Here is a 23,778-nt window from a genome sequence, read left to right as displayed (position 1 = left end):
TTTCACCTGTTTAAATCAAAATGAGGCATATTATCAATGCATGATGGCTCTGTATTTTATACAATTTTTTTAATATTCGCTGGGGCTGCTTTTCTTTCTACATTGGTCTTATATACAAAACAATCCCTTTTAGTGGCATACATACTTTTAGGTGCCATACTTGGCCCCTGGGGTTTGAAACTTGTTTCTGACGTTTCTGCTGTGCGTCAGATTGGTGATATTGGTATCGTCTTTTTGTTATTTTTATTAGGCCTGCACTTACAACCCCAGAATCTGGTCCATATGTTAAAGGAAGTGACTTGGATCGCAATTATCAGTTCTATCGTTTTTGCTACTATTGCCTATTTTATAGGTAGGTGGTTTGGTTTATCCGTTACTGAATCATGGGTTTTGGGAGCTTCAATGATGTTCTCAAGTACCATTATCGGTCTGAAGTTGCTGCCGACTACAATACTTCATCATCAGCACACTGGTGAAGTGATGATTAGCGTACTACTAATGCAGGACGTTATAGCAATAGTCATACTTATTTTAATTAATGGAGCCCAGCAGCATGGTGGGTTATCACTTAATGACTTACTGTTAGTGGTCATTGCGCTACCTGCCCTGTGCTTATTCGCATTTGCTTTTGAACGCTATATTTTAATTAAGCTCTTGGCCCGTTTTGACAGAACACAAGAATATGTTTTTTTACTTTCTATTGGCTGGTGTCTGGGATTATCGGTTCTTGCACAAAAATTAGGTCTTTCAGAGGATATTGGTGCATTTGTAGCAGGTGTTGCCTTGGCATCGAGCCCAATTTCATTGTTTATTGCAGAGAGCCTGAAGCCATTAAGAGACTTCTTCCTTGTTATGTTTTTCTTTTCTGTTGGTGCAACATTTAATTTTAGCTTTGCAGCGCAGGTAGTGATTCCTGCTGTTATATTAGCCGGTTTGATCCTTATAATAAAACCATTTTTATTCTATGTTCTCTTAGCAAGAGCAGGTGAAAAAAAACAAGTTGCAAAAGAGGTGGGTATTCGACTTGGTCAGAGTAGTGAGTTTTCTTTACTTGTTGCCAGCATCGCATTAAGTACACAACTGATAACAGAGGTTGCTTCTAATTTGATTCAAGCTACAACTATTTTGACCTTTATTGTTTCATCGTATCTTGTGGTATTAAAATACCCAACACCAATAGCGTTATCTGAAAAAATGCGGAAGGATTAATATATGAAATTATTAGTTGTAGTCTTATGTTTGCTTAGTGAACGATTTTTAATTCATAAGGCTTCTTTCCAACGGTTTTATTGGTTTGGCGATTATTATTTATTGATTAAGAGTACAATAGACAAGAGTAGTTTATTTACAAATCCCTGGATGATTTTAGCCGCAACAGTATTACCAATTGTACTGGTTACTTTTATAATCTACACATTATCTTGTAGTATTCTTTTTGGTTTTTTGTGTTTGATTCTCAGTATTATACTCTTTCTCTATTGTCTCGGACCCCAAAATGCATTTTACCCGGTCTCGGAATCATCTTCTGAATCATCTAATAATACTCAGGTAGGAACCTATTTTTCTCAAGTTAATAGACAATTATTTTCAGTTATTTTTTGGTATATCCTGGCTGGACCTATTGCCGTTTTAACTTATAGATTAGTTACTTTATGTAGAGACATCAGTTCAATCAGCCAGCAGGCAGAGGAGTTAACTAATATTGCAGAATGGATTCCTGCACGAGTATGTGCCTTGCTTTTTTTAATGGTAGGCAATTTTCAACGTGGTTTTATGTTGTTTACACGATTATTCCTTTCTAAACCTGAATTAAATAGCCAATTAGTAAGTAGTTGTGGTCTCCAGGCAGTTCGTATCGGTGAGACTGATGAAATTCCTCTGCCTGTTGCAGAAAGTCTAGTAGAGCATGCCACTATTGTTTTTATGGTATTAATCGCGTTATTTACCTTAGCGGCTTGGTTGTGACGTTGAGGCTAACTTGAATTTATGATGGACTTAAACTATGAATCTGTTATTCCGTGTTTTATGTTGCGTGCTCCTGCTAGGCCTTTCTGGCTGCATAATACAAAAAAAAATTGTAACCAATCATAAGGCGTTTAATCAATGTAAAAGTTTTTGCGTGCAACGCTTGGATTCTTGCAGGCAATATTGTACAAATAGTTGTCCAAGGTGTTCTTCTGCATCGACCTATACCTCAACAACAAACTATTTAAAATACGTACATGAAAAAAAAATTCAGGGCGGATATATAACTCGCGGGTTGAATTCCTACCGTGATCCACTACAATGCCGCAAAGTAAGTTGTAACTGTGCATCGGATTTCAATACTTGCGTTCAAAGTTGTTCCGGTGTTATTCAAAAAAGATTACAATCTGTACCATATTGCACTTAATATTAAAGAATGTCGGGGAACTATTCATGGCAAATGAACCTAATGTTGACTTAGATCCAATTGAAACGCGCGAATGGCTGGATGCCCTGCAATCTGTATTTGCCAATGATGGTAGCGAACGTGGTGCTTTTCTTTTACAACAACTCCTTAACAAAGCAAATGCTGAAGGGGTTAAATTGGCAGGATCAATTAACACGCCATATAGAAATACCATAAAACCCCATGAAGAAAAGCAAATGCCTCCAGATGAGGGGATAGGTAAACGCATTAATGCTTTAATTCGCTGGAACGCGGTTGCCATGGTTTTAAGAGCGGGGAAGTATGCACCTGAATTGGGTGGTCATATTGCCTCTTATGCCTCGTCTTCTACTTTATACGAAACCGGATTTAATTATTTCTTTAAAGGTCCCAATGGCGATCATGGTGGCGATCTACTCTATATCCAGGGACATTCATCCCCTGGTATCTATGCCCGGGCTTTTCTTGAAGGTCGACTTACAGAAGATAAATTAAACCTGTTTCGACAAGAGGTGGAGGTCGATGGTTTGTCTTCTTATCCTCATCCGTGGTTAATGAATGATTTTTGGCAATTCCCCACCGTGTCTATGGGTTTAGGTCCTCTGCAAGCCATATACCAAGCGCGTTTTTTAAAGTATCTGGAAAACAGAGGTCTTATTAAAGCTGAAGGAAGAAAGGTTTGGGCTTTTCTTGGTGATGGTGAAATGGATGAACCTGAATCTGTAGGTGCACTAAGTATAGCAGCTAGAGAAAAGTTGGATAATCTTATCTTCGTAGTTAATTGTAACTTACAACGATTGGATGGACCCGTCCGAGGGAATGGCAAAATTATTCAAGAACTAGAGGGTGTATTCCGAGGAGCGGGCTGGAATGTAATTAAAGTGGTTTGGGGGGGGCGTTGGGATCCATTATTTGCCCGTGATAAAGAAGGGTGGATGCAAAAACGAATGGAAGAGTGTCTTGATGGAGATTACCAATCATATAAAGCGAACGATGGCTCTTATGTAAGACAACATTTTTTCAACCAATATCCTGAACTGAAGAAAATGGTTGAGAATCTTTCAGATGATGAAATATGGCGCTTGAATAGAGGTGGCCATGATCCTCAAAAAGTTTTTGCTGCCTATGCACAAGCAGTCGAGCACAAGGGAAGCCCTACTGTAATATTAGCCAAAACTATTAAAGGTTATGGCATGGGGGCTGCTGGTGAAGGCCAAAATATAACTCACCAGCAAAAGAAAATGACTTTAGATCAGTTAAAAGCGTTTAGAGACAGATTTAGTATTCCTGTCAGTGATGATAAAATTGCTGAGGTTCCTTTTTATAAACCAGAAGATGATAGCCCTGAAATTAAATACCTTAAAAATCAACGGGAAGCATTGGGGGGCTATCTACCTGCCAGATCAACCAAGGTTGATCCATTAAAAGCACCACCTTTAGAGGATTTTTCCTCAGTTACCTCGGGCTTAGGGGAGCGTGAAATTTCAACTACCATGGCCTTTGTTCGTATTCTTTCAGCATTACTTAAAAATAAAGAGTTGAGTTCACGTATCGTTCCAATTGTTCCAGATGAATGTCGAACCTTTGGTATGGAGGGATTATTCCGACAAATCGGTATTTATTCTCCTGTTGGACAATTGTACACTCCTGTTGATCATGAGCAGGTAATGTATTACCGCGAAGCGCGGGATGGACAGATATTAGAAGAGGGTATCAACGAGGCTGGCGCTTTTTGTTCATGGATGGCTGCAGGTACCTCATACAGCTCAAACAAGTTAGCTATGATACCTTTTTATATTTATTACTCCATGTTTGGGTTTCAACGTATCGGAGATCTGGCATGGGCTGCAGGAGATATGCAAGTCAGAGGATTCTTACTTGGAGGAACCGCTGGTCGCACCACGCTTGCAGGGGAAGGACTTCAGCACCAAGATGGTCATAGTCATTTGTATGCCTCAACTATTCCTAATTGCGTTTCATACGATCCTACTTATGCTTATGAACTGGCTGTTATTATCCAGAATGGTTTATATCGTATGTTTGAAAAAATGGATAATGTCTTTTATTATATTACGGTAATGAATGAAAATTATATCCAGCCCGATATGCCAAAAGGTGTAGAGGAGGGTATAATAAAGGGAATGTATGTATTAAAAGAAAGCAAGAAACAATCCAAACAGCATGTCCAATTGATAGGATGTGGAACTATCTTACGTGAAGTAATTAAAGCAGCATCAATGCTTGAAGAAGATTTTTCTATTACCTCCGATATCTGGAGTGTTACCAGCTTTAATGAACTAAGACGTGATGGATTAGCTGTAGAACGTTATAATGCCTTACATCCTGATAAAAAATCCAAAGAAAGCTATGTCTCGTCCCTATTAAAAGATCGTCAGGGTCCGGTAATCGCTGCAACAGATTATATGCGTATTTATGCAGATCAAATTCGTCCCTATGTACCTAAACGATACACTACCTTAGGTACTGATGGATATGGTAGAAGTGACACACGCGAACGTCTTCGTCATTTCTTTGAAGTTGATGCAAAATTTATCGTTTTGGCAGCATTAAATGCTCTCGTTGCAGAAGGAACAATAGATAAATCTAAAGTTGTTGATGCAATTAAGCGTTACAACATTAATCCGGATAAATTGGATCCGGTTACCCATTAGTTAAACATTTATTGTGAGTTATAAATAAAATTTAACTGAATGCTGAGGATAGATATGGCGAACGAAATAGAAATTAAAATTCCTGATATAGGTGGTGCTACTCAGGTTGATGTGATTGAAATTATTGTCCATGTTGGGGAAGAGATATCCATTGATACTCCTTTAATCACATTGGAAACTGATAAAGCAAGTATGGAAATACCATCTCCTAAAGCAGGAAAAATAACGAGCATTTCTGTAAAAGTGGGAGATAAAGTATCTGAAGGGGATACCATTTTACTAATTCAATCAGAGGATGTTTCTAAAGAAACTAAAGAACCTGACTCATCAAATAAGGCTGAAAAGTCAAAAAATGAATCGCCTTCAGAAACAGCAAAACCACCGGCCAGTAAAAAGCAGCCACAATCGCTAGAGATACAAATCCCAGACATTGGCGGTGCTACAGATGTTGATGTCATCGATATTTTGGTTAAACCGGGTATGAAGATAGAAAAAGATGAGGCTTTGATAACCCTTGAGGGTGATAAGGCAACAATGGATATCCCATCCCCCTATACTGGAACGATTAAAACGATTAACCTTAAGTTAGGAGATAAAGTATCTCAAGGTAGTGCAATTTTAACACTGGAAACGAATGCTGATCACGATCAAAGTCCCCAGATGGCTGATACAGCATCCCCACAAGCGATTAATTCGTCCCCTGAATCTGGACGACCTGAGCCAGAATCCAAACCTGAATCCATCACTACAAACACTTCGACTCATTCAGAAGTTATTGCTGCAGGTCCGGCAGTACGACGGATGGCCAGAGAGTTGGGTGTCAATTTAGCTTTGGTTAAAGGGAGTGGACGAAAATCTCGTATTGTAAAAGAAGATTTGCAATCCTATGTCAAAGCACGTTTAACCGAAAAGCAGAGTTCAGGTGGTTTTAATTTACCTGCGACCCCAGTTATTGATTTTAGCAGGTTTGGTGAAATTGAGACAAAACCATTAAATAAAATAAAAAAACTTACAGGAATCAATGTTCATCGTTCCTGGATTACTATTCCCCATGTCACGCAATTTGATGAAGCAGATATTACGGACCTGGAAGCATTTAGAAAGTTGGAAACAGATCGTCTTAAAAATGCTGGTTTTAAACTGACAATACTGGCTTTTGTTTGTGGCGCGGTGAGCAAAGCGTTACAAGTGTATCCCCAGTTTAATGCCTCTTTAGACAGCACCGGCGAAAATCTAATATATAAAAAATACTGTAATCTGGGTATTGCTGTAGAAACACCCAATGGCTTAGTAGTGCCGGTAATTAAAAATGTAGATAAATTAAACATTTCTGAAATTGCTATCGAAATGACACGATTGAGTGGTAAAGCAAGAGACAAAGGTTTAATGCCCATCGATATGGCGGGAGGATGTTTTACTATCTCGAGCCTTGGCGGCATAGGAGGTACAGCATTTACTCCTATAGTAAACGCCCCTGAGGTTGCAATACTGGGTTTATCTCGGTCCGCTATTAAACCAGTTTATAAGAACGGGGATTTTAAACCACGATTAATATTACCCCTTTCGTTATCATACGATCATCGCGTGATTGATGGTGCCGAGGCAGCACGATTTACTCGTTTTATTTGCGATGCATTAAGTGACATCAGAAGGATCTTACTTTGATATCAATGAAACATTTTTATTTTTTGTAAAATAATATTTTAAATGAGGCTTGCAATGGCTAACAAAATTAAAACAGAAGTAGTCGTATTAGGAAGTGGACCAGGCGGATATACTGCAGCATTCCGAGCAGCAGATCTAGGTAAAAAAGTTGTTTTGGTTGAGCGCTTTGATACTTTGGGTGGTGTTTGTTTAAATGTAGGCTGTATTCCCTCTAAAGCATTATTGCACATAGCAAAAGTTGTGGAAGAAGCCGAAGAAATGTCTGAGCAAGGTGTGAGTTTCAGCAAGCCTGCGTTTGATAATAAAAAAATGGTTTCCTGGAAAAATTCGGTAGTCTCCAAGTTAACCGGAGGGTTAAAAGCCCTAGCAAAACAACGTAAGGTTGAAGTTGTTACTGGTGCAGGTAAATTTTCTGGCACGCATCAAATTATAGTGGATACCAAAGACGAACCAGTGGAAATTGAGTTTGAAAATGCCATCATTGCTGTTGGTTCTGAATCTATTAACTTGCCATTTATACCAGAAGATAAGCGTATATTTAGCTCTACTGGAGCTTTAGAGCTAGCGGATATTAAAGGTAGTCTGTTGGTTTTGGGAGGAGGCATTATTGGTTTGGAAATGGCGACTGTTTACTCAGCATTAGGGGTGGACGTGACTGTAGTAGAGTTTATGGATCAGTTAATACCAGGAGCTGATTCAGACATAGTCAATATTCTCCAAAAGCGAATGGTCAAAAAAGGAGTAAAGTTCCTTCTGAAAACAAAGGTAACTGCAGTTGAAGCAAAGAAAGATGGAATTTATGTATCGATGGAAGGTGCTCATGGTACTGATAAACCACTATGTTTTGAGCAGGTTTTGGTTTCTGTAGGTAGAAAATCTAATGGCGGGTCTATAGACGCTGACAAAGCTGGGGTAAAGATAGATGAGCGTGGTTTTATTCATGTGGATAATCAACAAAGAACCAATGTTGCTCATATCTTCGCTATCGGCGATGTTGTTGGTCAACCGATGCTCGCTCATAAAGCAATACCAGAAGGGAAAGTGGCTGCAGAAGTCATTGCAGGGAAAAAACACTATTTTGAGCCCAAGTGTATAGCCAGTGTAGCTTATACTGATCCAGAACTTGCCTGGGTTGGATTAACCGAAAAAGAAGCAAAAGAAAAAGATATTACCTATGAGAAAGCTTCGTTCCCTTGGGCAGCAAGCGGACGCGCACTCAGTATGGGACGCGAAGAGGGCATGACTAAACTACTATTTTGCCCTGATACAAACCGCATCCTAGGTGCGGGCATCGTCGGAGTAAATGCAGGCGATTTGATTGCAGAGACAGCTTTAGCCATTGAAATGTGCTGTGACGTTGAGGATATTGCACTTACTATTCATCCTCACCCGACTTTGTCAGAAACTATAGCGCAAGCTGCTGAAGCATTTGAAGGTACTATCACTGATCTTTATTTACCTAAAAAGAAAAAGAAGGAATAGTTAGTGAAAGGTCATTCCTTCAAGATGGAGAATGACCTTAACCAATTGATTAAAGTCCAATATCGGACAAATGAGTAAATACTGTCACATAAAAACTCCTTACATCTCTGTTGGATAACTATTTATATTGACTCAGTATTTATAACTCGTTGATAAATTTATATTCCTCATCAATAATTAAATGCTTGTAAGTGGACTCTCTGGAGAAGTAATGATACTGAATATCCGACGTATGAAGGATACTGATATAGAGAATGTTTATGCTATTGAGGCCAGTGTTCACATTGCTCCCTGGGGTAAAAATATACTACGAGACTGTGTTCTTGTAGGATATGACTGTCGAGTTATTGAAATAAATAATGGGGATAGCCCTGTACTTGCTGGATATATTATCTCGAGAGTTTCTAATAATAGCTGTCATATATTAAATCTTTGTATTGCCAAGCCTTTACAATCAAAAGGATTTGGACGTAAGTTACTGCAAACTTTTCTTTATTCCTTATCTAAATATACTCAGGCTGAGATTGTAGTACTTGAAGTCAGACCTAGCAATTATGTAGCGCTACATCTTTATCAATCCATGGGTTTTGAACAAGTAGAAATAAAAAAAGAGTACTATAAAGATAGCAACAGCGCTGAGGATGCAATTTTTTTAAGAAAATCCATCTGCGTAAATTAATTCATTTCACATTATTCGCTTGACTTTGTGCTAAACGCTTATAGATAAAAATTAAGCTATCCTAGGTAAATTAGAAAGTTTCAATCAAAGGAGTAGAATTATGAGTTTTTCTTTAAAACGATTATTATTTGCAGCAACAATGGGATTTTTCTCTATTTCCCTATATGCGCAACCTGATGAGTCTTTTCAATCTTTATGTATTAATACCTGGATGAAAAAAAGTAGTGATTTTAGTGATGGAGTTAATTTTAAAAATTTTGGTGAAAAATATTGTACTTGCGCAGCCGGTCAGCAATTAGATAATGATGCTGCGATTCAAAAAGCAATTCAATTTTGTATGTCTAAAACCCTATTACATGATGCAATGGAGTCATTGGAAGAGGAGGCAGGACTAAGTGAAGCTAACGATACGGATATTAAAGAGTATTGTGAAGACCGATGGAACCTTGTATTTTCCAAGCAAACTGATGCAAATAAAAAAATAACTGTTGCTTTCTGTGAATGTGCTAAACCCAAATTAATGGATTTGATTAAGAAGGCAGATGATGTGACTGATACACAGTATGAAAAAGGGATTGACGATGTTGCTGCTGCTTGCTCCGGGAGGATAAAAAAATTCCTGCTACAACCCCGGTTTTTACTCTTCCAGATGAAACAACTAAGTGAGAGGCCGGTTGAGTAGATTGGCCGGATCACTCGGACCAAGCTCTCCTCAGAACCGGCTTGCGGAACTACCGCATCTGGCTCCCGATAGCTCAGTGCCATTATCCCATATTCAGCGAGTGGGAAACATCGATATAGTTTTCCCCAAAATGGAAATGAAATCATTGCATTATTTAAAGATAAAATGAGACAATCTGAAATTTCCAGAAGATTACTAATTGGAGCATGTTAGAAGAATTCTTGATTCGAAAAATGAATGGATAAAAACTGTATATGATCTTGATAATATCATGGCTAAACGATTCAATGGAGTGACAATGAATAAAATAATCTATAAAAAAGAAGCCTTGGACAAAGGCGATACAACATTCGTACTCGTTAAAAATAACGACTTTCACAGTTTAACCAATATCAAAAAACAAGCTAGTGCGCGCTGGGATCTTCATTCGATGGCCTTAACCAAGGATGGTTCGGTTTATGGTTTGGGTCGTAATTATGCGGGACAACTTGGGCTTGGTGATACAATCGATCGAGAAAATCCAACTAAAATTGAAGGATTACCGCCAATCAAATATTTTGCCTTGGGTCATACTTCTACATTTCTTATTGATGAAAATAATAAGGTGTATAGTTTTGGTGAAAATCAATATGGTCAATTAGGTGTAGGACACAAAGATAATGTTTTAGTGCCACAAGAGGTGACGGATTTAAACGATTTCAATATAACAGGAATCCAGTATAGGTGCTCAGCAGCCTTTTTCTTAAATACGGAAGGTAAGGTTTATTACAGTGGCAGTTTTGATCACTCTGCGATGTTTTCACCTACAAAACCAAGAATTTTTTGTGGCCTTCCACCAATAACTAAAATTCATTCAACAAATCATTTTACTGTGTTCTTGGCTGGTGCAGGTGAAGTTTATGTGCAACCAAATAATACTTGTGATCAACCCTACCATAAGCCTACTAAATTACAAAAATTACCGTTTAAAGAAATCATTGATATTGGTGTATATAACATTAAAACTTATTCAGGGAGCGGTTTATCAGTGCAGATGTTACTAGATAATTGCGGCCAAGTGTTTGTGGGTGGCTTTTTAGATGAACCTTTGGATTTGCCTGAAGTCAAACGTATGACTTCATCTATTCAATTTGAACAAAGTAAGTACCGTGATTATGTCTTTGAGTTATGCGATGGAGCATTTGCTATTGTAGAAATCAAACAAAAATCTAACCTGGACTTTGAAATAGTGGATAAGAGGGTTGCACCAGATAGTAAGCTAGCGGAGCAGCTCAGAAAAGCTATGGATGACCGGGCGGTGGAGGATACACCATTGAAGCTTGAAGAGGATGCATTTGACTCGGGTATGCATATCATTTAATGAGTATAAAAATGTGTGGACCAATTTTCCATCGCAAGATTCCAGCCTTAAGGCCCGGAATTGATAAAACGACTTGAGATGCAATATGACCAAATGCCAAGCAATCTATATGAGAAAAATTAACGCGATATGAATTATTGACGCCATTATGTTCAACTGTTATCCTTGGCAACATTAACTTCTAAATGAAATATTTTCTTTTTGCTAGAAGTGGGTAGATTACTAAATGAGGCAATTTGAGGGTTATGTATGCCTGGTGAAAAAAGAAAACGAGAAGATCAGTTGGTTAAAACAACGCTTCAAAAGGTAAGCAAAGAACACGGTTTACATGGTGAACCAGATGGAATGGCCTTAAGCCACGTTAAAAGCCTGCTAACATTTTTTAACCCAGGTAGAGATCCTTTTAGAGAGGAATTATTTGACAGGATTATTGCAGCACAACTTCTTATTAAGATAGATTTTTTCAGAAGAGTAAATACTGATGTTGAACAGGTCACGGTTTCTGCGAAGCAATTACCAAAAGCAACATTTAACACAACTATTATCGCCTTAGATGCTTCAAAAAACAAATATTTTCTCAGTAATGGTGATAAAGCTAGCGGTTCGCTGCATGAGACCTCAGTTAATTACTCTGTCGCTTTATCAGTAATCGGAGGAGATCTATATCGACTTATATTGGGAGGGTCTCAACCGGAATATTATATTGCCCAAGCCGCAATCCCTTATTTTAATGAGCGAAATAACAAAACGAAACTGGAACTATGCACCTTATACCGAATTTCAAAGGAAGTTACAGATTTTGAAAAGTTGACAAAATTCAACGACAATCTAGATGGGCTTATCGTGATTCTTATAGTTAGTTATTTTCTCAGGGATCCTGATGTTATTTATAACCTTGGAAGAGCCAAGTCTCAAATTATAAAACTTGATCCGGAATGCTGTTTTTCAGATTCTGGCGAGACTATTGAATCTATCGAAGCGCACCTGAATTATATATATGACCCCCAAAAAGCTGCCGAAATGTTTCCTTGTGAAACTGTTGATGATGGTTTTATTTCTGATGATGATGATGATGATGATGCTTTGATTTTTGGTGATAAATGGGATTTGCAAAATGCCATGGGTGATACCATAGCTGAATATTTTCGCGAAATTTTTACACATGAATCAACTGATGAAAAAATATATGAATCCCAATTATTTTTGGATTATTTTCGCTCTGATAAGAGGAACCAAGAGTTATTCTTTGGATTAGCATTAATTTTAAAGATTGATATAAACACATATATTGCAGAAATTAACAAAACCATTGTTCCCCCCATGAAGAGCACCAAAGAATTAATGATGGAGCACGCGGTAGAAGATAATCGATTAAATACTTCGAGCGAGAAACTAAATTTCGATCCAGTAAAGTCCCAACTTATAGATGATACAAAGCATCGTCTGCAATTATTTAAAGCGGCAGCCTATAAACTGGAGGGATTTGAGCCGTATTTTGAAGGTGAAGAATATAAAGAATCTCCACTCTATCCCATCTACTTCCATAGTCCGGTGAATTCAGTAGACGAGGTTTCATCAACAATGAAAATGTCATGACTCTTGCGGTTCTTTGAACCGCAAGTGGCATTTGGTTTTTACGTACGCTCCCAAAGAATCTGTGGCAAAGGATAAATTAATATTATTATCAATTAGCTCTGATTTTCGTGATTCATTATTAAGAGCCAAATTAATCGCCATAATCAAGTTATCATTTTGTTTAGAGCTATTGATTTTTAATGACTTCAACAACTTAGTAAATATAGGGTGTCTTTTTTTAACCATTTCTGATAAAAATATACGGAGCTCCTTACCATAGCTTATTAAGATATCTTATGGAATACAGTTTACATGCAAGCTGCACTGGATTATTTACGTGCACAAGGTGAAGTGATACGTCTATAATTTAAAAACATAGTTAACCAAACAGCATTACTGCTATTGGAGAAAATTATGAGCAAATTCGATAAGCGAGGTAACACTGTTTCTTATAGTGATCAACAAGCCATCGATGCTCTGGATCATGCTTTTGACCTGCTGCATGCATATCAGAACGATCCGCTGATTGAGGTCGATAAAATACTCACCAATCATCCCACGTTTGTGATGGCGCACGCTTTTCGCGCTGGAGCCATAGCAATAACCACCGACAAAACTTTTGAGCCCGAGTTATTCAAGAGCCTAATCGCTGCCGAAGCGCTGGCATCCAAAGCCAATGAACGTGAACGAATGCATATCAGCGCTGTTCGCTCTTGGTTCGATGGTGACTGGGATCGAGCAACAAATATTTGGGGTCTAATCTCAATGAACTGGCCACGCGATCTATTGGCACTCCAATTTGCCCATCTTGGTGATTTCTTCCTGGGTTACTCGCACATGCTGCGCGACCGTATTGCGCGTGTGCTGCCACAATGGAATCAAAACGTTACTGGATATGGTTTTGTCGAAGGCATGTATGCATTCGGTCTTGAGGAGTCTGGTGACTATGAGCAAGCAGAAGAACATGGTCGCAAAGCTATATCTATAAACAAACAGGATGGCTGGGCTGTGCATGCAGTCACGCATGTTATGGAAATGCAAGGTCGAACAGTTGAAGGCGCGGATTTTCTTGCAGATGCTGCCGATGGATGGGCACCTAATAGTCAGTTTGCATTTCACCTTTGGTGGCATAAAGCTCTTTTTCATCTTGATACAAATGATGTAGCTAACGCATTGAGACTGTTTGACGAGAAGATATCGGCTGGTGGATTTGGTCAAACGCTAGAGCTTATTGACGGATCATCCTTATTGTGGCGATTGCATCTACTGGGCCATGATGTTGGTAACCGTTGGAATATATTGAGTAAAAAATGGCGTACCCGAGCTAAAGACGCCTATTATGCCTTTAATGATGTTAACGCGATGATGGTTTTCGTTGGAACAGACAATTATTCAGCGCAAAAAATACAGCTTGCAAGTTTGAAACGCGCAGCGATAGGAACAGGGACAAATGCGATGATGAGCCGTGAGATAGGGTTACAGGCCTGCCAAGGTCTTGTTGCATTTGGCCGTGGAGATTATACGCAGGCAATTGAGTTATTAGTACCCCTAAGAGCAAAGGCTAATCGTTTTGGTGGCAGCCATGCGCAACGTGATATATTTTCCTGGACACTCACTGAGGCTGCGATACGGCTAGGGAATCGTGCTCTGGCTGATACATTTGTTGCAGAGCGTTTGTCGTGGAAACCAAAAAGCCCGGTGAATCATGCATGGGCAATCAGGGCCAGCAAACTACCCGCTATTCCCGACAAACCGATTTGACCAATACTGACTAATTTGTAATTTACTATCCAAATTGCTTAATATTTACTTAATTTTCATTATCTATAATTATACTTAGAAGTTTAGTTTTGATCACAATTTCTCAATACTCAGAACTTCCAAAGTGCATAAATAAAAACATTTATCATGTCTTCTCATTTTAAGGAGGCAGTTAAATTGCTTTTTAGTTAGGTCATCTACATTAACTCTGAGGTTAACTAATGAAACGTCGTGTTGTTCTTAATTTTGCCGATGACCTAGCTGGTCCATTAAGACTCAATATTGGCGATGTATTACTGATTGCACGTCGAGATGAGGATGGGGTTCTTAAAATAGTGAAGGAGCTTCAATATTTTTGTAACAGTGAGAAGGGTGAGCCTATTATTGCTCCAGCAATTTATGATTCTCTAGATGAATACATAGAGGAAGCACTGAGTGAAGGAACATTGAATGTTGAAATTTTAGGTCATTCTCCATATAGCAGCTCACATCATATTTTATCCTCTGTAACCAAAAACTGTACATTGCAATCGTACTCCATTGACGAAGTGACTGCATTGATTGAATCAGATATTTTAAAAAAAAATATAACTAAAACAACAATTTCTTTGATAATATGTGAGGCTGGAGCAGAGACAAAAGAATTCCCTTCAATCGCTGAGCAGATGTTAGAGTTATTTAAAGACAAACCCTTTAAAATTACTGCAAGAAAAGGGTTTGTTTACATGCGGAATAGAGAAAAAATTTACAGCCTCAGTACGTTCGATACCTTATTACACAAAGCATATTTAGGTAAGGAAAATCCACCTGACACCTTTCTAGAATGGTTTTCATTCCCAGTTCTACGAGGGTTAAGAACTTTTCTTGATGTAAGTAAACTACATACTTATAATAATAGCACCCCCCTTGGTGAAAAGTTTGCTTTTATCAAAAATGACCTTAATCAAACTTTAAAAATTGATAAACACTTATATGATCTTTACCATTTATCCCATCCTAAGCCAGAAATAAAACTGGAAAATTATACCAAAGAAGACTTCATAAAATTAGCTAGTATGGGTATACAGTCTAATAAGAACGAAAAGCTATATAAAAAATCAGAAATTGTATTAAAACAAACTGATAAGATCTATCCGGCAATAATTTTACAAATTGACTTAAAGAACTATAAAATAAGAGATCAACTGTTCGACAAAATTGATTTAACACATGAAATAATCGGGGTAACACCATCACTCAAGCATGCAGAGAGACTCACTGTCTTATTAAATATCATTGAAACCTATATTAATGGTCGATACTTTTTAAATCTCCCCGTAGACTCGATGGAACCTTTATTAAATATATTAAACAAGATCATTGCTCAAAAAGGGCAATTTGACGAGCAAGATTTTCTAAAAATTGAGAAAATTGCTGAATATATAAAAACCGATCGAGATATAGCTTTAGATGCTGCTGAATATGTGCGTCTATCAGGAATTCAGTGGCCTTCAGATGTAATTGCAACACTAGATGCATGCAGACAGATGAATGAAGGGTTTTCAAATCGTTTAGAAGCTTTTTGTAAAATAATTAAAACGGAAAATCAATTAATTGAAAATGGCAAAATTTATACATTAAAATCAGATAAAGTGGGAATCACCGATCAACTAAAGCCAAAAAAAGAAAAGAATGAAATAAACGAGGGCATAGAGAGATTACGTCAATTTATTCATCATCAAATCCAAGAGGCTTCCTACCTGTTTGGCTTTAACAAATTTACATCTGCTCAGACAGAAATACTAATTTTTCTTTTACGATTAATCCATACAACTCAGAAACAGGAAATTAAAAATAACGAATCAGTTTTTTTTGTTCCTTTGATGACAGAGGCCATACAAAAACTTGTGTCGATAGGTTCCGACAATCCTCGTTTGAAACTCATAGAAGAAGCTGTAGATAGTTTTGTTAAGAAAAATTATAATATATCAGAAAGAGAGCTGGAAAGTATAGAAGTTCAAGCTGTAGAATTTGAATTTAAACCCTAACAATCAACAACATGAAGTCTTATCTTTCCGCTAGCTGCCTAACCCTCTACTTTTAGCTACAATTAAAAATGGGGGGATTACCATCAGTGTCCTATTTATCGTGGCTATGCAGATAATTCTTGTGATAAATTAGTGCAAAGCGATTTTAATTTAAACTTTTAAGGAAATTGTGTTTTCCGGATACTCAATTTAATCTTATCTTAATAATTGTTTGATACACTACCTGTATAAAAAAAAGACACCTACCAATTCTTTATTGAGAAAGTAGTATGCCCAAAAAAAATATTTTATTTATTCCATTTTCTGCAACAGAGAATAATTTCTCTCTCTACATACGAGCTATGGAATGGAGATATATGATATGGGTCCGCATGTCTGGAACAAAATTAAGGAAAAATAAGAGCTATTCATCCATCATTTATAGTTAAAAATTCACTCAAATTAACCTATTTAAACCTACTCAATACCGTATGAATAGTGATTGCTACTACGAATTGTCTTAGGTCATTTTACCACAACTCTATCAGAATGACTTATCCACAAGTCCACAGGTCAGGAGAGCTTCACTTTCTCGTATAGGCCTGTGGGCCTTGTGGGTAAGTCATGACGCTCTCATTTAGGGTTTATGGTCTTTTCCGGCCATAATACACCTCTGCGGGCGTTAAATAATTAAAGGACTGGTGAAGCCTTCGGTTATTATAATACTCAAAATACTCCGTTAAGGCCAGCTCAACCTCTTCAATTGTATCAAAATCATACCGGTAGATTTTTTCTTGCTTAACACTACGCCACAATCGCTCGATAAATATATTATCTAAATAACGTCCTCGCCCATCCATGCTGATAGAAATGTGGTGAGATTTTAGCGTATTTATCCAATCTTTTGAGGTAAATTGAGAACCCTGATCCGTGTTAAAGATCTCACAACGCGAATGCAGCAAAGCGTTTCTAAGCGCCTCAATACAAAATTCAGCCTCCATAGTAGGTGAAATAGCCCATCCAATCACATAACGACTATACCAGTCCATAATAGCTACTAAATACACATGCTTTCCTTTCATGCGGATGTAGGTGATATCTGCGGCCCAAACCTGATTTGGTTTGGTGATATCCACCTCTTTTAATAAATAAGGGAACACCTCATGCTCCTTATTGGGAACGCTTGTATTTGGCTTTGGGTAAACAGTCGATAACCCCATCATTTCCATCAACTTTTTTACTCGACGTTTACCAACAGGATAGCCTACTTCTTTTGACAGCCATCTTGCCCGCTTAATTTTACCTTCACATGGATACTGCAGATAGTGCTCATCAAGTAGCGCCATAAGCGCTTCATCTTCGACAGAAATGGGCTTGGCACTATAATAATAACTTGAAACAGGCAAGTCTAATAGCAAGCATTGTTCACGAATGGTGAGCTCGGCAAGAGGATCAATCATGACGCGCTTTTCATCCAGACTAAAGTTCATGCTTTTTTTTTAGCCAAGATAGCTGCGCTTGAAGTCGACCAATTTCTTGATATAATGCCTCAACAAGCTGCTCTTGGGACTTGGCTTCTTTTTCATTAGCCCCAGAGAATAAATCGTTAATGGCTTTGATGGCCGATTGCTTCCAAGTTTTTACCTGCGTTGCGTGAACACCGTATTCACTGGTAATTTGCGCTTGTGTGAGTTTCCCCTCAATCGCAGCTAGCGTTATTTTTGCCTTCTTGGCCGCCGTATAATAAGCTCGCTTTTTAGACATTTTATTCTCCTCTTTGTATTAAGAAGAATAGCTCTTAAAAAACCTTTTTTTGTGTCCAGAAAACCGCGCCTATATTAATAATTTAAAAAAAGGCAATAAGTTAGAAAAAGTTCCAGATGTGATCATATATCGAAATTCTGATGAACATGATGAAGATTACGAGGGTTACGATGTGCAATTTCACTTTACTACAGACAACTGCCCCTTAGACACCACGCTCTATGTCATGGCTGACGGCGTTGGAGATCCTAACCTTGTGGGTAATATTAATGATTACTTCTACAAATTGAAGGAAACCCCTTATTTTCTCAGTGTAAAGGCAATCGTTTCACGCTTGAAAAAAAGTGGATTCAATCCCGAATTAGCTAAAAATTTAAATGCTATGAAGCTTTTTATTTGCGAAGAAAATAATACTAATGAATTGTTAGCTATAAACTTTGCTCATGAATTAGGCAAGGATTTCAATACCCTAAACCTTCAATATTATAATGCCGTGCTTTTTATTCCCTATATTTATGAAGACAACAAAGTCAAAAAACGTGGGGATATATATATTACGACTCCAAATGGTGATCGGCAATTAATTGATTCAGGTTTACCCAGTGAGTATCGATATACTCTTACTGTTCAAGAGGTACTACAGCAAGAAAAAACACGGGTGGAATTTAAGGCTGAGCACAATACCAAAGTCCTATCCACATTCGAAACTACTTTTTCTGCTTTAAGCATTGAAGAGGTTGAGATTGGTAGAGATGATGTAACTCCTTACGTAACGACACATATTGAATCTCCTGGCTATCACCCTGTCCAGGATATCTCTACCCAGATAAAAGAAACTGTGTGCTTCCAAGAAAGACAAACTAGGTTCTATTCCTCAAGATCATCTGCCTCATTTAACAATCATTTATTTTTTGATAGCCAAAGCTTACAAGGTGAAAGTAACAATAGTGGGCATAATTGTTTTGATACACGTTGCAATCGGGTTAATTAGTTGCTAAGAAAATTGATTCATTAGGCGCAATAAAGGTGCAAAAGCAGCTAAAACGGATATAGTCTCGGGTGTCATTGTTGAGCAACTCCGCAAAAATTTATATCCGCACATTTATAATGGAATTGTGCCTCATGCTCAACCTCTAGCTTTGGTAAATTTGTTTATGATTGATCGGTGCTTTCGAATATATGTTTTTAATTTAATCAATCATGATATAATATGACCCATTGTTTTTTTACATTACAGCTATATAACATCATTAGCGAATTGAATAAAACAATAGTAATCACTAATATAGGCGCGGTTTTCTGGACACAAAAAAAGGTTTTTTAAGAGCTATTCTTCTTAATACAAAGAGGAGAATAAAATGTCTAAAAAGCGAGCTTATTATACGGCGGCCAAGAAGGCAAAAATAACGCTAGCTGCGATTGAGGGGAAACTCACACAAGCGCAAATTACCAGTGAATACGGTGTTCACGCAACGCAGGTAAAAACTTGGAAGCAATCGGCCATCAAAGCCATTAACGATTTATTCTCTGGGGCTAATGAAAAAGAAGCCAAGTCCCAAGAGCAGCTTGTTGAGGCATTATATCAAGAAATTGGTCGACTTCAAGCGCAGCTATCTTGGCTAAAAAAAAAGCATGAACTTTAGTCTGGATGAAAAGCGCGTCATGATTGATCCTCTTGCCGAGCTCACCATTCGTGAACAATGCTTGCTATTAGACTTGCCTGTTTCAAGTTATTATTATAGTGCCAAGCCCATTTCTGTCGAAGATGAAGCGCTTATGGCGCTACTTGATGAGCACTATCTGCAGTATCCATGTGAAGGTAAAATTAAGCGGGCAAGATGGCTGTCAAAAGAAGTAGGCTATCCTGTTGGTAAACGTCGAGTAAAAAAGTTGATGGAAATGATGGGGTTATCGACTGTTTACCCAAAGCCAAATACAAGCGTTCCCAATAAGGAGCATGAGGTGTTCCCTTATTTATTAAAAGAGGTGGATATCACCAAACCAAATCAGGTTTGGGCCGCAGATATCACCTACATCCGCATGAAAGGAAAGCATGTGTATTTAGTAGCTATTATGGACTGGTATAGTCGTTATGTGATTGGATGGGCTATTTCACCTACTATGGAGGCTGAATTTTGTATTGAGGCGCTTAGAAACGCTTTGCTGCATTCGCGTTGTGAGATCTTTAACACGGATCAGGGTTCTCAATTTACCTCAAAAGATTGGATAAATACGCTAAAATCTCACCACATTTCTATCAGCATGGATGGGCGAGGACGTTATTTAGATAATATATTTATCGAGCGATTGTGGCGTAGTGTTAAGCAAGAAAAAATCTACCGGTATGATTTTGATACAATTGAAGAGGTTGAGCTGGCCTTAACGGAGTATTTTGAGTATTATAATAACCGAAGGCTTCACCAGTCCTTTAATTATTTAACGCCCGCAGAGGTGTATTATGGCCGGAAAAGACCATAAACCCTAAATGAGAGCGTCATGACTTACCCACAAGGCCCACAGGCCTATACGAGAAAGTGAAGCTCTCCTGACCTGTGGACTTGTGGATAAGTCATTCTGATAGAGTTGTGGTAAAATGACCTAAGACAATTCGTAGTAGCAATCACTATTCATACGGTATTGAGTAGGTTTAAATAGGTTAATTTGAGTGAATTTTTAACTATAAATGATGGATGAATAGCTCTTATTTTTCCTTAATTTTGTTCCAGACATGCGGACCCATATCACACACCCACATTTTGCTCGTAGGCTAATTGTGAGTTAACTATAATTAATTGTATTATGAGGTTTAAACCATGTTTGCAAAAAAAGAGAATAGCAATAAAGATACTATTTTAAAATATTTGGCAAATGCTTATAGATGTTATGAGAATGCAGAGTGGAATTACAGTCAAGCAGATGCAGGAGTGGGTGGATTTTTAGTTGATGGATGTATAACGAGTATTGAAAAATTCAAATCTATAGTAAACATAATTGGGCAAGGTCTGATTGAAGAAAATGAAGATGCCTCAAAAGCAAGTCTTTTGTTTGAAAAATTGTATAAAAATGGCTTTAAAGATGGACAATACCATGAATCAATTCAAGATAAATTTAAAGAAATTCTACCACAAAAAAGCATTGAAAGATTGGACGAAAGTGTGTCAATGGCAGATTGTCTGAAATCAATCTACATATCTGAACAAGTAATGGCCTTTACAAAATAATAACCTGGATCAGGCCTCTAGAAGTTGTGTGAAGCCTTGGAGGTCTGACAAAGATTATTGTTAAACAAATAAAAGACGAACTTAGATTAAATGAAAAAGTAGAAAGTAGAAATACTATTATTTACAAAAGGTTGCACCACAATAATTTAGACAGATGAAAATCAATTTCTCGCTTATAGCCCAGTCCGGTAAAGGATTTTAAGCACATAGTGGGAAATTTCGTACCTTCCTGCGCAGAACCCCTTTTACTTTAATATAGGTCTCATCCATACCCAACAGGTCTCTTGTGGCGTTTGCGAAATACCTCTTCAAGAAGGGCCCATAGTTACTTAAATATTTTAGGAGAGGGGAGTACGGGGTTTATTAGCGCCAGAAATTGCATAATATATACAACGAGTATGATAATCATAAAAAAATTAAAGATAAGATTAATCAAAGCTGCGAGAGGAAGGTATTGATTAACCGTCAAAAGCAAAATTCCACTAAGAATTGCCATAATTAAATCATTTAAACGTCCCATACCCGCTCTTATTATAAATACAGTTAGTGTAAGTATAGGACTAACATTAAAAAATATCTTCGACAACATTTTTTGCAATAAACAGCACATCTTTTAATTTTAATTTTAGATTATTTTTGATTCTAAAGGTTAGATTCTGTTCTGCATGGGCTAACGAATTTTTCCTTTCCACTGAGTCATTTTTCTGATCACTAAACCTGAAGTATAAAGAACAATGCCAGTCAATATGAGGCATAAGGTACGAATGATTGTTGGCGTTGATGATGCATCATAAATCAATGCTTTTCCTGCCGCAAAGCTTAAAACAATAAGCACTGATTTAGCCATGATTACATCGTTCCTAATAAAGGAAATTACAAGTACAATAAGGGCATAAAAAAGCCATGAGGAAGAAACGGCAAGGGACCCATAATTTATAGTGATCTGATAAAGCCCCATAATACAAAGTAGATGAGCAGCGGCTAGAAGAGCATAACTGTATTCATCTTTTTGAGCTAACTCTCGTCGATGTTTTAAAAATGCAAACCAGATGCTGGCAAAAGAAGCCCAAGAAACCAACGTCCATTGCAGGGTAAAATGTGAAATCAGATGGCTTAATATATTGAGATATTCGATCCCTATAATTGCAGAAAGAGCAACAATCGGGACAATCAGCTGTGCATTAGCTTTCTTTAAATAACCAGTACTATGACTTAAACCATACCCGAGTACAATGAGGACAAAAAGCCAGGGTTTAATTACTGCTGGTAACAGTTCAAGATACACCGAATGGAAAAAAACTACAGTTACAAAGGTTAATATCATGATATGACTATTAAATTGTCGGTTTGGCAGCCATCTCTTTGCAGACAGATAAAGACCAATAAGAGTTCCAGCTACTGCCAAAGAGACCCATGGAGCCAATGCGGGTTCTATACGGGCAATAAAATAATATTCCATCGCATAAAATATTAATAAGACGGGGAAAAAACTCCACGACTCTTTTTCGGTTAATTCCTGATGGGTCAGGTGGGTATGAAAATAAGATCCAATGGAAAAAATAAGAAAATTAAGCACTAGAGCGATAGCTATTAAGCCGTCTTGATCTAACTTCAGTCCCACCCAGGCCGTAATGGAAATCGCCAGATAGGCTGCAACTACAGTTAAGGTTCGTGACTGCACCCAAATAGAAAGAGTAGCAAAGGTTAAGGAGCAAATAATAAAATAATACAGTGAAAAAATAACGTTTCCATCAACATTTGAAATAACAGGGGCAATATATGCTCCTATTGCAGCAATTATTGCGTAAATATCGTGCTTAAATCGAATGTAAAACCAAATGGAAAGCCCCGATACCATACTGGTAATTGCAATAACCGTTTGGAACGAGATCAGAAGATAATATTGATATGCAGCAAAACAGGTAATATAAAGAATAGTAGCTCCGGCTGCTGGCAAAAAGCTGGCATAAACTTTATCTGCACTTGAGATCAGGATGCCTGCTGTAAAAAGCGCCAGCCCAAATAACGTAGCAAGGCCAAGCTGTTTTTCGTGTGTTAACCAACCTGATGCAATGGATAATTTAATGATAAAGCCAGCAGCCAGAATAAAGCAGACCGAGGCTACTATACCAAGCCAGTTTCCCGACATCGGTTTAGGTACCGGTTTATTCATGTTCTTATTTACAGACAGTGGTTGGGAAGGATGACTTAAATTCAGACTGTTCTCAATTTGAGAAAGCCGAGCCTCAATAGCTGCTAGGCTTTTTTCAGTGTAAGTTGAATTCATGGATGCACTCGCTGCCTATTATGTTTTTTAATCTTACGATATTTTAGTTCATTGCACGAGTTTCTTTTGGTCACCTTATCATCTGATGACATATTAAAAACTGCGGATCATACAAATCAATTTTATCAGAAGCTGTTGAATTTTTCTTTAAATACCGCGCACAAAAAAAAGGCATTGGAGGTCCAATTATTTTACAGATATTCTTATTGCTCCA

The 23,778-nt window shown here is 37.7% G+C and carries 19 protein-coding genes; 15 read left to right on the top strand and 4 right to left on the bottom strand.

Annotated features, from left to right (window positions below):
• The first annotated feature begins 36 nt into the window (after positions 1-36).
• The 11 genes from HRS36_RS10175 (at position 37) to HRS36_RS10125 (ending at position 16,313) form a co-directional block, all read left to right on the top strand.
• Positions 37-1,209: a cation:proton antiporter gene (locus HRS36_RS10175; protein WP_173237224.1), complete on the top strand. Its 1,173-nt coding sequence runs from the start codon at positions 37-39 to the stop codon at positions 1,207-1,209.
• Between the two features lie 3 nt (positions 1,210-1,212).
• Positions 1,213-1,965 (top strand): hypothetical protein, encoded by a 753-nt coding sequence (locus HRS36_RS10170; RefSeq protein WP_173237223.1) that lies wholly within the window; start codon positions 1,213-1,215, stop codon positions 1,963-1,965.
• 453 nt (positions 1,966-2,418) lie between these two features.
• Entirely contained in the window at positions 2,419-5,082 is a 2,664-nt protein-coding gene (gene aceE / locus HRS36_RS10165) for a pyruvate dehydrogenase (acetyl-transferring), homodimeric type (protein WP_173237222.1), read from the top strand.
• Positions 5,083-5,136: 54 nt separating this feature from the next.
• Positions 5,137-6,747: a dihydrolipoyllysine-residue acetyltransferase gene (locus HRS36_RS10160; protein ID WP_173237221.1), complete on the top strand. Its 1,611-nt coding sequence runs from the start codon at positions 5,137-5,139 to the stop codon at positions 6,745-6,747.
• Positions 6,748-6,801: 54 nt separating this feature from the next.
• The gene (gene lpdA / locus HRS36_RS10155) at positions 6,802-8,229 is read left to right on the top strand and encodes a dihydrolipoyl dehydrogenase (protein ID WP_173237220.1); all 1,428 of its coding nucleotides are present in this window, start codon (positions 6,802-6,804) and stop codon (positions 8,227-8,229) included.
• 211 nt (positions 8,230-8,440) lie between these two features.
• Entirely contained in the window at positions 8,441-8,908 is a 468-nt protein-coding gene (gene rimI, locus HRS36_RS10150; RefSeq protein WP_173237219.1) for a ribosomal protein S18-alanine N-acetyltransferase, read from the top strand.
• 100 nt (positions 8,909-9,008) lie between these two features.
• Complete coding sequence (locus HRS36_RS10145; RefSeq protein ID WP_197933187.1) at positions 9,009-9,590, top strand: hypothetical protein; 582 nt, start codon at positions 9,009-9,011, stop codon at positions 9,588-9,590.
• Between the two features lie 298 nt (positions 9,591-9,888).
• Positions 9,889-10,950, top strand: coding sequence for an RCC1 domain-containing protein (locus HRS36_RS10140; protein ID WP_173237218.1), 1,062 nt, complete (start codon positions 9,889-9,891; stop codon positions 10,948-10,950).
• 249 nt (positions 10,951-11,199) lie between these two features.
• Positions 11,200-12,546 carry a hypothetical protein gene (locus HRS36_RS10135; protein ID WP_173237217.1) on the top strand — a complete coding sequence of 449 codons (1,347 nt, stop codon included), beginning with the start codon at positions 11,200-11,202 and terminating at the stop codon, positions 12,544-12,546.
• A 393-nt stretch (positions 12,547-12,939) separates the two neighbouring features.
• On the top strand, positions 12,940-14,286 hold the full coding sequence (locus HRS36_RS10130; RefSeq protein ID WP_197933186.1) for a tetratricopeptide repeat protein: 1,347 nt from the start codon (positions 12,940-12,942) through the stop codon (positions 14,284-14,286).
• Between the two features lie 221 nt (positions 14,287-14,507).
• Positions 14,508-16,313 (top strand): hypothetical protein, encoded by a 1,806-nt coding sequence (locus HRS36_RS10125; RefSeq protein WP_173237216.1) that lies wholly within the window; start codon positions 14,508-14,510, stop codon positions 16,311-16,313.
• 623 nt (positions 16,314-16,936) lie between these two features.
• Here the strand turns inward: HRS36_RS10125 and HRS36_RS10120 are convergent.
• Together HRS36_RS10120 and HRS36_RS10115 are read right to left on the bottom strand one after the other, a co-directional pair.
• A complete protein-coding gene (locus HRS36_RS10120) occupies positions 16,937-17,782 on the bottom strand; it encodes an IS3 family transposase (RefSeq protein WP_173235473.1) in 846 nt (281 codons plus the stop codon).
• Positions 17,772-18,056, bottom strand: a complete 285-nt coding sequence (locus HRS36_RS10115) for a transposase (RefSeq protein WP_173235475.1) — start codon at positions 18,054-18,056, stop codon at positions 17,772-17,774. Before HRS36_RS10115 ends, HRS36_RS10120 begins: the two co-directional genes overlap by 11 nt.
• Positions 18,057-18,105: 49 nt before the next feature.
• Between HRS36_RS10115 and HRS36_RS10110 the strand changes: the two genes are divergently transcribed.
• From HRS36_RS10110 to HRS36_RS10095, 4 genes are all read left to right on the top strand, one after another.
• Positions 18,106-19,047 carry a hypothetical protein gene (locus HRS36_RS10110; protein WP_173237215.1) on the top strand — a complete coding sequence of 314 codons (942 nt, stop codon included), beginning with the start codon at positions 18,106-18,108 and terminating at the stop codon, positions 19,045-19,047.
• Between the two features lie 367 nt (positions 19,048-19,414).
• Positions 19,415-19,699 carry a transposase gene (locus HRS36_RS10105; RefSeq protein WP_173235475.1) on the top strand — a complete coding sequence of 95 codons (285 nt, stop codon included), beginning with the start codon at positions 19,415-19,417 and terminating at the stop codon, positions 19,697-19,699.
• Positions 19,689-20,534 carry an IS3 family transposase gene (locus tag HRS36_RS10100; protein WP_173235473.1) on the top strand — a complete coding sequence of 282 codons (846 nt, stop codon included), beginning with the start codon at positions 19,689-19,691 and terminating at the stop codon, positions 20,532-20,534. Before HRS36_RS10105 ends, HRS36_RS10100 begins: the two co-directional genes overlap by 11 nt.
• Before the next feature lie 335 nt (positions 20,535-20,869).
• Positions 20,870-21,277 (top strand): hypothetical protein, encoded by a 408-nt coding sequence (locus HRS36_RS10095; RefSeq protein WP_173237214.1) that lies wholly within the window; start codon positions 20,870-20,872, stop codon positions 21,275-21,277.
• 325 nt (positions 21,278-21,602) lie between these two features.
• On the opposite strand, the gene HRS36_RS19060 is transcribed toward HRS36_RS10095, so the two are convergent.
• Both HRS36_RS19060 and HRS36_RS10090 read right to left on the bottom strand, forming a co-directional pair.
• Positions 21,603-21,773 (bottom strand): Thivi_2564 family membrane protein, encoded by a 171-nt coding sequence (locus HRS36_RS19060; protein WP_420814330.1) that lies wholly within the window; start codon positions 21,771-21,773, stop codon positions 21,603-21,605.
• Positions 21,774-21,947: 174 nt separating this feature from the next.
• On the bottom strand, positions 21,948-23,564 hold the full coding sequence (locus HRS36_RS10090; protein WP_173237213.1) for a DUF2339 domain-containing protein: 1,617 nt from the start codon (positions 23,562-23,564) through the stop codon (positions 21,948-21,950).
• Positions 23,565-23,778 lie beyond the last annotated feature (214 nt).

Source organism: Legionella antarctica, from assembly GCF_011764505.1.
In the GTDB taxonomy this organism is placed as follows: Bacteria; Pseudomonadota; Gammaproteobacteria; order Legionellales; family Legionellaceae; genus Legionella; species Legionella antarctica.
This window is presented reverse-complemented; position numbering and strand designations above follow the sequence as displayed.